This window comes from uncultured Parabacteroides sp. (assembly GCF_905196875.1).
Taxonomy (GTDB): domain Bacteria; phylum Bacteroidota; class Bacteroidia; order Bacteroidales; family Tannerellaceae; genus Parabacteroides.
Map to the genome: position 1 here is coordinate 39,582 of NZ_CAJJWO010000014.1, position 14,314 is coordinate 53,895.

Annotated in this window: 12 protein-coding genes; all 12 read left to right on the plus strand. The window is 45.2% G+C overall.

The window, feature by feature from the left end:
* Positions 1–19: 19 nt before the first annotated feature.
* The 12 genes from QZ076_RS07190 (at position 20) to QZ076_RS07245 (ending at position 14,289) form a co-directional block, all read left to right on the plus strand.
* Positions 20–280: a phosphopantetheine-binding protein gene (locus QZ076_RS07190; protein WP_293711811.1), complete on the plus strand. Its 261-nt coding sequence runs from the start codon at positions 20–22 to the stop codon at positions 278–280.
* The gene (locus tag QZ076_RS07195) at positions 277–1,476 is read left to right on the plus strand and encodes a beta-ketoacyl-[acyl-carrier-protein] synthase family protein (RefSeq protein WP_293711814.1); all 1,200 of its coding nucleotides are present in this window, start codon (positions 277–279) and stop codon (positions 1,474–1,476) included. The genes QZ076_RS07190 and QZ076_RS07195 overlap by 4 nt, the downstream gene beginning before the upstream one ends.
* Positions 1,477–1,479: 3 nt before the next feature.
* Positions 1,480–2,340 carry a beta-ketoacyl synthase chain length factor gene (locus tag QZ076_RS07200; protein ID WP_293711817.1) on the plus strand — a complete coding sequence of 287 codons (861 nt, stop codon included), beginning with the start codon at positions 1,480–1,482 and terminating at the stop codon, positions 2,338–2,340.
* 3 nt (positions 2,341–2,343) lie between these two features.
* On the plus strand, positions 2,344–3,057 hold the full coding sequence (locus tag QZ076_RS07205; RefSeq protein ID WP_293711819.1) for a polysaccharide deacetylase family protein: 714 nt from the start codon (positions 2,344–2,346) through the stop codon (positions 3,055–3,057).
* Complete coding sequence (locus QZ076_RS07210) at positions 3,050–3,685, plus strand: outer membrane lipoprotein carrier protein LolA (RefSeq protein WP_293711822.1); 636 nt, start codon at positions 3,050–3,052, stop codon at positions 3,683–3,685. The genes QZ076_RS07205 and QZ076_RS07210 overlap by 8 nt, the downstream gene beginning before the upstream one ends.
* Positions 3,663–4,301 (plus strand): hypothetical protein, encoded by a 639-nt coding sequence (locus QZ076_RS07215; RefSeq protein WP_293711824.1) that lies wholly within the window; start codon positions 3,663–3,665, stop codon positions 4,299–4,301. Before QZ076_RS07210 ends, QZ076_RS07215 begins: the two co-directional genes overlap by 23 nt.
* Positions 4,302–4,406: 105 nt before the next feature.
* Positions 4,407–4,760 (plus strand): hydroxymyristoyl-ACP dehydratase, encoded by a 354-nt coding sequence (locus tag QZ076_RS07220; protein WP_293711827.1) that lies wholly within the window; start codon positions 4,407–4,409, stop codon positions 4,758–4,760.
* A 10-nt stretch (positions 4,761–4,770) separates the two neighbouring features.
* Positions 4,771–5,967: a DUF2062 domain-containing protein gene (locus QZ076_RS07225; RefSeq protein WP_293711829.1), complete on the plus strand. Its 1,197-nt coding sequence runs from the start codon at positions 4,771–4,773 to the stop codon at positions 5,965–5,967.
* The gene (locus QZ076_RS07230; RefSeq protein ID WP_293711832.1) at positions 5,964–9,833 is read left to right on the plus strand and encodes a 1-acyl-sn-glycerol-3-phosphate acyltransferase; all 3,870 of its coding nucleotides are present in this window, start codon (positions 5,964–5,966) and stop codon (positions 9,831–9,833) included. Before QZ076_RS07225 ends, QZ076_RS07230 begins: the two co-directional genes overlap by 4 nt.
* A complete protein-coding gene (locus tag QZ076_RS07235) occupies positions 9,826–11,328 on the plus strand; it encodes an NAD(P)/FAD-dependent oxidoreductase (RefSeq protein WP_293711834.1) in 1,503 nt (500 codons plus the stop codon). Before QZ076_RS07230 ends, QZ076_RS07235 begins: the two co-directional genes overlap by 8 nt.
* A gap of 1 nt (position 11,329) precedes the next feature.
* The gene (locus QZ076_RS07240; RefSeq protein WP_293711836.1) at positions 11,330–12,988 is read left to right on the plus strand and encodes a C45 family peptidase; all 1,659 of its coding nucleotides are present in this window, start codon (positions 11,330–11,332) and stop codon (positions 12,986–12,988) included.
* Between the two features lie 5 nt (positions 12,989–12,993).
* A complete protein-coding gene (locus QZ076_RS07245) occupies positions 12,994–14,289 on the plus strand; it encodes an AMP-binding protein (protein ID WP_293711839.1) in 1,296 nt (431 codons plus the stop codon).
* The last annotated feature ends 25 nt before the right edge of the window (positions 14,290–14,314 follow it).

Sequence of the window (14,314 nt, forward strand, 5' to 3'; positions counted from 1 at the left end):
ATAATATAGAACAGACAATATGGAACAATTAATGCAGGAATTGAAAGAATCGCTGATCGAATCGCTGAACCTGGAAGACATAACTCCGGCGGAGATTGAAAACGAAGCGCCTCTTTTCGGGGATGAAGGACTGGGACTCGACTCGATCGACGCTCTCGAGATCATTCTGATACTCGAACGTAACTATGGTATTCGTATAGCGAATCCGGGGGAGGGGAAATCTATCTTCTACTCTGTAAAAACGTTGGCTGACTACATCACAGCAAACCGTACGAAATGAGAATAGGTGTCACAGGTATCGGTTGCGTGTCGGGTATCGGCATGAATGTGGAGGAACATCTTCGCGCTTTCCGCGACGGGCGGAATGGGCTGGGACCTGTTACGCTCTTTCCTACCTCGCGTAAGGAACCTGTATCCGAAGTAAAGCGGACGAATGAGGAACTGAAGCAGGCGCTCGGTATTCCGGTATCCGCCGAATTATCGCGTACTGCTTTATTGGGGATGACGGCTGCCTTCGAGGCATTGGCCGACTCCGGGCTGGACTTGTCTGATCCGCATAGCGCATTACGTATCGGTATGATTTCTTCCACCTCTACCGGGGGAATGGACCTGACGGAGTCTTTTTACCCTTCCTTCCGCGAGAATCCGGCACATGGGCGATTAAGATATGTTGCCTCGCACGATGCCGGCGACAGTACGGAACGGATCGCCTCTTTCCTGGGAATTACCGGATTTCGGACAACGGTCAGTACGGCCTGTTCGTCTGCCGCCAACGCAATTATGCTCGGAGCCCGGATGATCCGGCAGGGAATGCTCGATGTGGTGATTGCCGGTGGGACGGATGCCTTGTGTAAGTTCACCTTAAATGGTTTCGCTTCCCTGATGATCCTGGACAAGGAACCTTGCCGCCCTTTCGACAGCTCACGCGCCGGGTTGAATCTGGGGGAAGGGGCCGGTTACCTGGTACTTCAATCGGAAGCGACTCTTGCCAATCCTCCCTATTGCCTGTTGTCAGGCTATGCGAATGCCAACGATGCTTTTCACCAGACGGCTTCTTCCGACGAAGGCACCGGTGCTTTCCTTGCCATGAAAGGTGCTCTGGATAAAGCGGGAGTGCGGCCGGAGGAGGTAGACTATATCAATGCTCACGGAACAGGGACCCCGAATAATGATGCTTCCGAAAGCCGGGCTATTCTCCGCCTTTTCGAAGGCCGGATACCACCGTTCAGTTCTACGAAAACATGTACCGGCCATACATTGGGTGCCGCTGGTGGGATTGAGGCTGTATTCAGTGTGCTTTCCCTGAAACACGGTATTCTTTATCCGAATCTGAATTTCTCCGCTCCGGTAGAGGAAACAGGATTGATCCCTGTTACCCGTTATCAGGAAGGATTGACTCTTCGCTCTGTATTATCTAACTCCTTTGGTTTCGGAGGGAACAATGCTTCTCTGCTTTTCCAGCAATTCGATCGATAAACTATGTTTACAAAGCCGGTTTATATAGAAAAAATAGCAGCCTCTTTTGAACGGACGACCGACGGTTGTCAGCTCAGGGAACCTGACTACAAGCTCCTGATCCCCAATGCAACCCTTCGCCGCCGTATGAGTCGTATGGTTCGTATGGGGGTGGCTACCGGATTGCAATGCATCGGGGAAACAGCTGTTCGTGTGGATGCGATCCTGACCGCCACAGGGCTGGGATGCCTGGCCGATACGGAGAAGTTTATGAATACGATACTGGAGCATAACGAGGAATTGCTTACTCCCACGGCATTTATCCAGTCTACGTTTAATACGATCGGGGCACAGATCGCTCTGCTTACCGGAAATCATAGCTATAATACGACTTACGTACATCGTGCCTTTTCTTTGGAAAGTGCTTTGTTGGATGCGGCTTTACTTTTGCAGGAAGGGGAAGCTTCGTCTGTTTTGGTCGGAGCTGTCGATGAAATGACGCCAGCTTTAGAGGTCATTCTCGGCCGTCTGGGGTTTTGGAAAAAGGCAAAACTCGGTGAAGGTGCGGCTTTCTTTCTATTGTCGGGAGATCCGTCGCCGAAATGTATGGCGGAGCTCCGGGATATGGAGTTTTTCAGCGGCTCTTTCACGAAGGAAGAGATCGATAAGCGCATGGAAGCTTTTCTATTTCGGAATGGAACTACGGATGCCTGCGTGGTCTTACCGGATGAATACAAACGCTATTGCGGAGAGTTCCCGACAGCTATGTCGTTTGCTTTGTGGTATGCGTGTTCCCGGATGCAGGAGACCGGTTCTTCCGACTCTGTTTTATTGTATAATTCCTTCCTGGACAATCATTCGTTTTTATTAATAAAGAAAGGGTAATATATGGGATGGCTGATATTGATAGTCGTATTGGTTTGTGTCGGAGGTTTTCTGTTTTATGCCTCTTACAGCATTCGTTCGGGAGTATATGTGAAAGCCTTATGCAAGGGAGAAACCGATAAACGTGTGGTCTGTCTCACCTTCGACGATGGTCCTGACCCGAAACATACACCGCAGGTGTTGGATGTTCTTAAGAAGTATCAGGCACCGGCCGCCTTTTTTTGTGTAGGGGAAAAAGTACTGGAAAACCAGGAACTTTTCAAGCGTATGGTAAAGGAAGGGTATTATATCGGAAATCATACGTACCACCATTCCTGGAAGTTCCCGTTCCTTTCATTCAATGAGATGTATGACGAAGTATTGAAAGGTGAAGATGCCTTGTACACGTATGCAGACCCGTTATCAGCTTTCCGTCCTCCTTTTGGGGTAACGAATCCCACTATCGCCCGCGTGACGGATGAACTAGGCTATACAATAATCGGATGGAGCATTCGTTCTTTTGATACGCGGAGAGAATCTGAAGATAGGGTATTCCGCCGTATCATCAGGCAGATCGAACCGGGGGCTGTAATTTTGTTGCATGATCGCCTGCCCGGCTGTGCCTCTCTGGTAGCTCGTTTACTGGAATATTTAAAGACAATCGATTATGAGGTCATTCCACTCGATACAATGTTTTATTTACCTCGTCCGTTTGAAAAAGAGTATGATAATGAATAGATATATATGCCTGTTGTTGCTTCTGGCCTTTTATTTGCCAATGGTGGCTCAAAAGGATCTGAAACCATTGGTTTCGACAGCTGAGTTTCAGGAGCGGCTGAAGAAGGAAGCGGCTTCGCTCTCTTCTATTGAAAGTGATTTTACACAGGAGAAGTTTCTGGACGTTTTTAATGAGAAGATTCTCTCGAAGGGACGTTTCTATTATAAACAGGAGAATATGATCCGGATGGATTATACCTCACCGGTCGATTATCAGATTATTATCAATGGTCAAAAACTAAAAATCGTATCCGAAGGGAAAAGTAATGTTGTCAATCTGGGTTCCAACCAGATGATGAATGAAATGAAAGGGATGCTGGCTGCCTGTATGGTTGGCGATTTGAGTAGTATGACATCAGCGTATAAGTTGGAATATTATGAGTCGCCTTCTCTTTATGTGGTTAAGATCCGTCCGGTTTCTAAAAGTGTACAGGCTTATATCTCAGAGATCGTTATCTCGATAGATAAGAAAAATATGGCTGTACAAACGCTGCGCCTGTCGGAGAATGCAAAAGATTATACCGAATATCACTTTACAAACCAGCAATATAATACACTGACCGGTGATGAAAAGTTTGTTATCCGTTAGTCTCTGTCTTTTACTGATCTGCTGTTCGTGCGCTCCGTCCATCACACGGGACTGCCGGAAAGGGGAAACATTACGGATAGGAAAAGAACAGCTTCTTCCTATGGTGGATGCTTCTGCCGGGTTGTGTAAATACAATATGACAATCGATTTCATGCGGAAGCATTTCAGTGGGCTATTGTTAGTCAAAGAAACGGATCAGGGAACCTACCGTACGCTTTTCAGCACCCATTTCGGATTGAGCCTTTTCGATTTGGAAATCGGGAGAGACGGTTTGATGGTACATCATTGTATTGAACCATTGAATAAAAAGAAGATACTGGATCTGTTTTATCGTGACTTCTCGGTCCTCTTCGGTTTGAACATACAGCCCGAAAATAAAGCGGTCGTTTACAACTGCACAAAACCACAAACGGATATTGTTTATAAATTGTTCCTGCCCGGCTTCAACGGATATTATCGTGTGGACGATATAACAAACCGCATACAAGAGATCAAATTGGGAGCCGGCCTTCGTAAAACGACATTCCGCTCCCTTCCGGACAGTATCGGGATAGAAGCGATCCGTATAAGACATACGGGATTAAGGCTTTCAATCGGTTTGGATGCCATAAAGTAGGAACTCTTGTCAGAGAAGGGTTAATACTCTGAAAAAGATTCGAAACAGACCAAAATAATAGAAAAACTTCCCTACCTTTGTCCCACTAAATGCATAGTAAAAGGGATGTTGACTGACTTTTATACAGTAGAAACCGTTGCGGGACAAGATGAAGAATATACCTGTGTAATCCGGCTGAATCCGGAGCATAATGTTTATAAAGGGCATTTTCCGGGTATGCCTGTGGTACCCGGTGTTTGTATGCTCCGCATAGTGAAAGAATGCGTATCGATGGTGTTGAATACTCCGATGCGTTTTCAAGCTATAAATAGTTGTAAATTCCTCTCTGTCGTGAACCCGCTGGAACATGGTATTCTTACGTTTGCATTCTCTTTAGGTAATACCAACAGGCTACAGGCTATTGTAAGTGCAGGTGAGACGACTGTACTCAAACTAAAAGCAACGATTGTTGCGGAGTAATAACGAATAAATGGTAACAGATACTACATATACATTTCCGGATCATTTCCGGCGGGAGGGGCAATTGGCTATTGTGATTCCAACGTACAATAACGCTATTACTCTTGGCCAGGTCCTCACGGATGTATTGGTTTATTCATTTCCTGTTATAGTGGTGAACGATGGTTCCACAGACCATACAGCGGAAGTGCTGAAAGGATTCTCCGAAATCGGTGTTATCAGTTATCCGAACAACCGGGGAAAAGGTTATGCTTTGAATACCGGACTGAAAGCAGCTATGGAGATCGGTTACCGTTATGTTATTACACTCGATTCGGACGGACAGCACTACGCAGACGATATCCCTGTTTTCCTGAAAGAAATAGAATTGCATCCGGATAGCCTATTGATCGGAGCACGTAATCTGGCTTCTGATAATATGCCCGGAAAAAATACCTTTGCCAATAAGTTCTCTAATTTCTGGTTTACACTGGAGACAGGCATCCGCTTAACTGATACCCAGTCGGGTTACAGGCTTTATCCTTTGAACAAGCTGAAGAAAGTACGTCTTTTCACAACAAAATACGAATACGAACTGGAGATAATCGTACAGGCTGCCTGGCGGAATATACGGGTTGCGAATGTTCCGGTGAAAGTGTATTATCCACCGGCAGGAGAACGGGTTAGTCATTTTCGTCCGTTGCGGGATTTTACACGTATCAGTTTATTGAACTCAGTGCTCGTAACCATTGCTTTGTTATGGTTCTGGCCCTGGAAATGCGTACGAAGCATAACGAAGGAGAATATAAAGAAATTCATATCGAAGAATATCACTCATTCCCCGGAGTCGAATATACGGATCGCATTAGCGGTTATGTTCGGTGTTTTTATGGGAATTGTGCCTATCTGGGGATACCAGATGATTGTTGCCGGTATATTGGCCCATTTGATGGGGTTGAACAAAGTGATCACGATCGTTGCATCGAATATCAGTATCCCTCCAATGATTCCCTTCCTGTTATTCGGGAGTTATGTGACGGGAGGGTGGATACTGGATCGTCCTGTAAAGCTGAGTGTACATGAAGTGACATTCGATACGATCAGGGATTCGTTCGTTCAGTATCTGGCTGGAAGTATGGTCTTTGCCGTTATTTGCGGGTTATTGGCCGGTGTTGTTTGTCTAATGTTGCTTTCGTTATTTCGGAAGCCTGAGCATTCTGCCGGATGAATAAGCTGTTTATCCATATATATAATTATCTGGAACGCCATGTAGCTGTCCGTTACCTGCTACTGGTCGGTAGCTTCCTGCTATTACTTTTCTTTGCTGTACAGGTGAAATTTGAAGAAGACGTAACCCGCTTTTTCCCAGATACGCAGGATGCCCGGAGTACGGAGATTGTTTTCCAAAACCTGAAGATCAAAGATAAGATTATCGTTATGTTGTCGTCTGCCGATACGGTATCCGGCACAGTTTCTTCCGATCGCCTGATTGAAGCAGGAGAAAATCTGAAAGATAGTTTGCTGGAAGAGGCCGGAACTGAGTACATAACGGATATATTTGCGGAGGTGGGTGAGGACATGATAGGGGAGGTGACCGGATTTATTTATGATAACCTGCCTGTTTTCCTGACTGAGGCTGATTATGTCCGGATGGATTCCGTATTGACCCCTGAGGGAATAGAACACCGTATGCGTAGTAATTATCTGAATCTGCTTTCTCCGGCAGGGGTGGCACTGAAGAATATTCTGCCCCGTGACCCGGTAGGTCTGGGTACTTCTTCTCTGGAAAAACTGCGCGATTTCCAGATGACGGCTAATTATGAGTTGTATGACGGGCATATTTTTTCAAAGGATATGTCGACCCTGTTGCTTTTTATTACTCCGCATTACGGGACAGGGAGTACAGGGAAAAATGAATTCCTGATCGATACGATCGAAAAGCAACTGAAAGAAACGATGAACGCCTATCCCGGTGTAAAGGCGGAATATTTCGGGGGACCGTCGGTCGGTGTCTATAATGCCCGGCAGATCAAATCGGATACCATGTTGACCATGACGATCGCCCTGATCATCATTATCGGTTTTATAACATTGGTATTCAAAAGCCGTTCGGCTGTGATCCTGATCATACTGCCTGTATTATATGGAGCTGTATTTTCACTGGCTCTGATCTTTTTCATTAAAGGTGCTGTGTCGGCCATTGCGATCGGGGCGGGTGCCGCTGTATTTGGGGTGGCATTGAGTTACTCGATCCATGTATTGTCGCATTTTAATCATGTATCGTCCATTCGGCAGTTGATTGAGGAGCTGGCCTATCCGCTTACAGTGGGGAGCTTTACAACGGTCGGGGCTTTCTTTGGGTTGGTTTTCACCAGTTCGGACCTGCTACGTGACTTTGGCTTGTTTTCTTCATTGGCTTTGATCGGGACAACTTTTTTTTGCCTGGTGTTCCTACCGCATTTCCTGAAGATAAAGAAAGGACATGAAGAGGCCGGCCGGGTTCTTCGTATTATTGAGAAGATCAACGGATATGCTTATGAAAAAAATAAGCCGCTGGTCATTACGATTGTGATCGTCTTTTTCTTGTCTCTTTATATGTCGGGAAAGGTGACGTTCGATAGTAATATGATGAACCTGAGCTTCGAACCGGCTAACCTGAAGGCGGCGGAACAACGTTTGAACGATCTTTTCCAGTCGGATAATAAAACGACACTTTTCGTTTCGGTAGGTAATACTTCTGAGGAAGGATTACAACATTATGCGGAAACGAATCGTGAACTGGAAACCTTGAAAGCAGAAGGTAAGATTAAAGAGTTTGCTTCGGCAGAAAAAATATTTATTCCTTATGCAGAGCAACAGCGGCGTATCGACCGCTGGAACAGCTACTGGACAGCTGAACGGAAAGCATTGGTCGATAAAGAGATCAGGGAGAAAGCCGGGAAATATCATTTCCGGGCCGATACTTTTGATGACTTTTTTACCCTTCTGGATAAACAATATAGCCCTTGCGACTTTACTTCCGGCGATTCTTCTTTGCCGTTGCTCGACAGTTGGGCTTCTTCGGCCGATTCACTTTCCATGTTTATCACGCAGGTTCGTTTGAATGAGGATGATAAAGAGTTTGTTTATGACCGTTTTGACGATAATGACGGATTGGTGATTTTTGATCGCGGTTATTTTGCTAATAAGTGGGTCTCGGCTATCAATGATGACTTTTATCTGATCCTTTATATCTCCTCGTTTCTGATCTTCTTCGCTTTATTAATCTCGTACGGACGGATCGAATTGACGTTGATGACTTTTACTCCGATGGCTGTCAGCTGGGTGATCATCCTGGGGCTGATGGCAGTGACTGGTACGCAGTTCAATATTGTGAATATCATCCTTTCGACCTTTATCTTCGGTTTGGGAGATGATTTCAGTATTTTTATCATGGATGGTCTGCAACAGGAATACCGGACGGGAAAAAAGATGCTTACTTCCCATAAGACAGCTATCTTTTTCTCTTCATTTACTGCGGTTGTAGGACTTGGAGTACTGGTTTTTGCGAAACATCCTGCATTACAGTCGATCTCAGTAATTTCGATCCTGGGAATGATCTCTGTCGTATTGGTTTCTTATACGATCTTGCCGATCCTGTTCCGCTTTTTTATTTCCCGGCCTGCCTCAAAAGGAAATTTCCCGTATACTTTGTCCGCACTTTTGGTCACAGTGTGGTTTTTTGGCTTGTTTGTCACCGGCTGTTTATTGATGATGGGAGTAGCGCTTCTGTTGATATTGCTACCTGCAGGAAGGAATAGAAAAAAGCGGTTATTCAGCCGGATCATGATGTATATGCTCCGTATTTTCCTGAAAGCTGCCTGGATAGCCCGGCGTGAGAAAATAAATCCGGGTAATGAAACTTTTGAGAAGCCGTCGGTGATCATTGCTAACCATCAGTCTTTTGTAGATATACTGGTCATGCTTTCCCTGGCACCGAAGCTGGTGATGGTTACGAACAGGTGGGTATGGCATTCCCCTGTTTTTGGAAAAATTGTGCAATATGCTGATTTTGTGCAGACGGAAGATGGGTATGAAAAGGTCCTGCACCATCTTCGTGATAAGGTTTCTCAGGGATATTCGGTGGTTGTTTTCCCGGAAGGGACGCGTTCGGCAGACTGTAAAGTACATCGTTTTCATAAAGGTGCTTTTTATCTGGCTGAAAAGTTACAGTTGGATATACTGCCGGTCGTTCTCTACGGAACGGGAATGATCATTTCGAAACGGCAGCCGTTCTATGTGAAGCGAGGGGTATTGTGTACCCGTATATTGCCTCGCATAGCCAATGCTGATACAAGTTTTGGCGTGACGTATCAGGAACGTTCCAAAGCCATCGCAGCCGTTTTCCGTAATGCTTATCAGGAGACTTGCGATATTTATTCGAATTCGGATAATCCTTATTTTTACAGGCAGTTGGTTGCCAATTATATTTATAAAGGCCCGGTGGAGGAATGGTATATTCGTATTAAAGTCCTCATGGAGGATAAATATGAATTTTTTAACCGGATTATTCCGCGTAAAGCCCGTATTACAGATATCGGTTGTGGGTTGGGGCCGCTTTCTTACATGCTTGCCATGCTTTCGGAAGAACGGACTGTTCTGGGTATTGACTATGATGCGGATAAGATTGCCGTTGCGAATCATAATTTTTCCAGGAATGACCGTATCTGTTTTGTTTGTGTTAATGCGGTGGACTATGATCTTCCGCCCAGTGATGTGTTTATAATGAATGATATACTCCATTATATGGATTATTCATCCCAGGAACGTTTGTTGGACGCTTGTATCAGTAAGTTATTGCCGGGTGGTATATTGGTTATTCGCGACGGTGATGCCGGAGGTACGGTTAAACACCGGGTGACCCGGTTTACTGAGTTGCTTTCTACCCGTTTACTGGAATTCAATAAAAGGGAAAATGATCTTTATTTTCCGACGCATGAAATGTTTATCCGGCTCGCAGAACGACATCGGATGGAGATAGAGCAGCAGGCTAACGATCGTTTTACATCCAATATGATCTATGTTCTGCGAAGAAAGGAGTGTGTGCATGAGTAGCAGTAGCCGATATGATGTTATTATCATAGGCAGCGGACTGGGTGGTCTGGCTTGTGGTGTAACTTTGAGTAAAGAAGGGTATAATGTCTGTGTGCTCGAAAAGAATCCTTTACCCGGTGGTTGCTTTCAATCTTTTAAACGGTATGGCAGGATGTTGGATACCGGCATTCATTATATCGGCAGTATGGATGAGGGTGAAATTATGCGACAATACTTCACTTATTTCGGAATAATGGATAAGTTGAAGATGCGGCGGATGGATGAAGAGGCTTTCGATATGATCTGCTATAAAGATAAGTTTTATCCTTTTGCTATGGGGCATGAGCGGTTTGCAGATACGTTGGCCTGTGAATTCCCGAAAGAAAAAGAAGCTCTTTACCGCTATATCGATATGCTGGAGGCTGTCGGTCATTCGATCAGTGTGGAACAGTTGAGGAAAGGAAAACTATCTTCCGGCAATATGGATAATTTTTATGTCTCTGCCTGGGAACAGATCAGGGGGATTACTCCGGATGAAACTTTGCGACAGGTGTTATCCGGTAGCGTTCTATTGTATGGGGGCGATCAGTCGGTTTCTACTTTTTATCATCATGCCATCATTACGAATTCGTACCTTCAGGGAGCCTGGCGCTTTGTCGACGGAAGTATGCAGGTGGCAGATGCTCTGGTTGACATGATCCGGCAAAACGGTGGGACAGTACTGACCGGCGCAGAAGTTAGTAAACTTTGTTTGTCCGGAAACGAAATAAAAGCCGTAGAGATCAATCATTCGGAACAACTGGAATCCCGGTATGTTATCTCTTCCCTGCATCCTTTCAATACGTTGAGCCTGGTGGAGAAATCTCCGTTGATACGGAAGGCTACCCTATCCCGTTTGCAACATTTGCCTAATTCATACGGATTGTTTTCTGTCTATCTCCTTCAGAAACGGGAGAGTACACGGTATTGTAACCGGAATCTCTTTTTGTTGGGAGATCAGAATGCCTGGTATAACACCCGGTATCCCGAAGATACCCGGATTAATACTTGTATGGTCTCGATGCAACCGTCTTCTGCCCAGGAGCAGTATACCGATGTGATCTGTCTGCTTTCTCCCATGTATCTGTCGGAGGTGGAAAACTGGGAAGATACGACTGTCGGAAGACGGGGTGCCGATTATGAAGAGTTTAAAATGCAAAAAGCACAGCAGTTAATAGCTTTTGCCGAACGATATTGTCCGGGTATTTCGCAGAATACCGAGAAAATAGTGACTACTACCCCTCTTACTTACAGGGATTATACCGGTACTCCCGGTGGTTCGGCCTATGGAATAATGAAGAGTTATAAAAATCCGTTGATAACATTGATTCCACCCCGTACGCGTATATCTAATTTGTTCCTGACCGGACAAAGTCTGAATGTACATGGTGCTTTAGGGGTAACGTTGACTTCAATGCTGACTTGTGCGGAACTGTTAGGGGCGGAATATCTGGCCCGGAAGATAGGAGATGCCTGATATGAAAATAAAGAAGATAATAAAATACCTGATCCTGTCCGTTTTTTGTTTTGTCGGACTGCTTTTGATCGCCTCCTCTGTCCTTTATCTGACGGCGGATATGAAACAACCGGTTATCGACAGACAATCGTTGCCAGTTTATTCTCTGGTAAAGGCAGATAGCTTGCGTACGTATGGCCCGAATCATCTGCGACAGAGCAAAAGCGGGTTGTGGGAAATGTCGTTGCAGGGGAATCCGGTCGAAAGGGGAGTTGCTTTCGGGAAACTGGCAGAAGATTTGCTTCATTACCAGGAAGAGGTTTTTGTCGATCAGATACGCCAGATCATTCCTTCAGACAGTTATCTGAAGTTCTTGCGTTTCTTCCTGATCCTCTTTAACCGTAATCTGGGCGAATATATACCGGAAGAATACAGGACGGAGATCTATGGAATATCTCTTTCTTGTTCCCACGAATATGATGCGATCGGTACTCCTTACGAACGTCAGTTGAATTATCATGCCGCACATGATATCGGCCATGCTATGCAGGACTATATGCTGGTCGGATGTAGCTCTTTTGGTGTCTGGGGAAATGAAAGTGCGGATTCAACTTTATTGATAGGGCGTAATTTCGACTTTTATGTGGGCGATGATTTTGCCCGTAATAAACTGGTTTCGTTTTACCGGCCATCCGATGGATATTGTTTTGCATCCGTAGGTTGGGCGGGCATGACCGGTGTGTTGTCGGGGATGAATGAAACGGGACTGACAGTTACCATCAATGCTGCTAAATCGACCATGCCGGTATCGGCAGCCATGCCTATCTCTTTATTAGCACGCGAGATCCTTCAATATGCTTCCACCATAGAAGAGGCGTATGCGATTGCACAGAAACATAAAACTTTTGTTGCCGAGTCTTTATTGATTGGTTCGGCAAAAGACGGGAAGGCCGCCATCATCGAGAAATCGACCGACCGGATCGCCCTGTTCGGTTCGGAAACAAATCGTATTATCTGTACGAACCATTATCAGTCGGACATATTTAAAGAGGATGTCCGGAATAAGGAGAATATAGCCACTTCCGATAGTCCCTACCGGTATGCCCGGTTAGATGAATTGTTGGATGAAAATATCCCGGTAGATGTTTCGAAAGCTGCATCTATATTACGTAATCGGTTCGGAAAGGAAGGCCGGAATATCGGATTGACCAACGAGAAAGCACTTAACCAGTTTATAGCCCATCATTCGGTGATCTTTGAACCGGCTAAACGACTGATGTGGGTGTCGACTGCTCCCTGGCAATTAGGTGAATATGTTGCCTATGATCTGAATGCGATTTTTGCCCATCCGTCTGATACGGAAGAATTATGCATCGATAGTCTTTCTTTGCCTGCGGATACCTTTTTGAATAGTCCGGTTTATCAGCAATTATTGACCTATAAGAAGTTGGCGAAGGAGATTCGGCACAGTATCGGTAACGGTATCCCTCTCGATGAAGAGACGGTCCGTCAGTTTATAATATCCAACCCGGAATTCTATTATACCTGGCAGTTGGCAGGAGATTATTATCATCTGTTCGGTGCTGCAGATAAGGCCGTTTCTTGTTGGCAGACCGCTTTAACAAAAGAAATACCAAAAGAAGATGAACGTATTGTACTGGAAAAAAGAATTAAAAAATAAACGAAATGGAGAAGTTTAGCGACATACAATTCAAAACTCCTGCGGAGATCAAAAGGTATCAGGAACTTCGGCTTGCCGATGAACTGGAATACCTGAATAGACATTCGGTCTTTTATCAACGTATGTTCCGCGAGGAGAGGATTGATATATCCAGTATTCGCACATTGGAAGATTTACAGCAATTGCCTGTTACGACCAAAACAGACCTGCAACTGCATAATGAAGACTTTATTTGTGTGGATAGGGCAGAGATTATCGATTATGTGACAACTTCGGGGACATTGGGTGATCCGGTTACATTTGTTCTGACTTCAGGTGACCTGGACCGTCTGTCTTATAACGAATATCTATCGTTTACAACGGCGGGGTGCACGCGGGAAGATGTCATGCAGTTGATGACCACGCTCGACCGGCGTTTTATGGCGGGCCTGGCCTATTATATGGGAGCCCGTGAACTGGGGGCAGGAGTCGTTCGCGTCGGTAACGGGATACCTGAATTACAGTGGGACACGATTCATCGGATACATCCTTCTTTTTGTATGGTTGTTCCCTCTTTTCTGATAAAACTGATTGAATATGCAGAGGCTAACGGGATCGATTATAACAATTCTTCCATAAGGAAAGCTATTTGTATCGGAGAGGCTTTACGTAATCCTGATTTCTCCCTGAATACATTGGGACAACGTATCCATGAAAAATGGCAGACCCCTTTATTGCAATCCACGTATGCATCCACGGAAATGCAATCTTCTTTTACAGAATGTGAGGCATGCCGGGGAGGTCATTTGCAGCCAGAGTTGATCATTGTCGAATTTCTGGATGACAAGAACCAGCCTGTTGCAGAAGGGGAAGCAGGTGAAGTGACAATCACTACACTGGGTGTACGAGGAATGCCTCTGCTCCGTTTTAAAACAGGCGATATCTGTTATCATTATACGGAGCCGTGTTCCTGCGGGAGGAATACGATGCGGCTTAGTTCGGTATTGGGGCGTAAGGGGCAAATGATAAAGTATAAAGGAACCACTCTTTATCCACCGGCTTTATATGATATCCTCGACAATATTCCCGGAGTAAAAAATTATGTAGTAGAAGTCTATACAAATGATCTGGGGACCGACGATATTCTGATCCGGGTAGGAAGCGATTTGCAAACGGAGGCTTTCGCCAAACAAATCAAGGATCTGTTCCGGTCGAAAGTACGGGTGGCACCGACCATTCAGTTTGCCTCTCCTGATTATGTGGCTAAAATTCAGATGCCGCAGATGAGCAGGAAAGCAATTAAATTTATAGATTTGCGATAATTTAGTACTAATTTAAAATGTAATC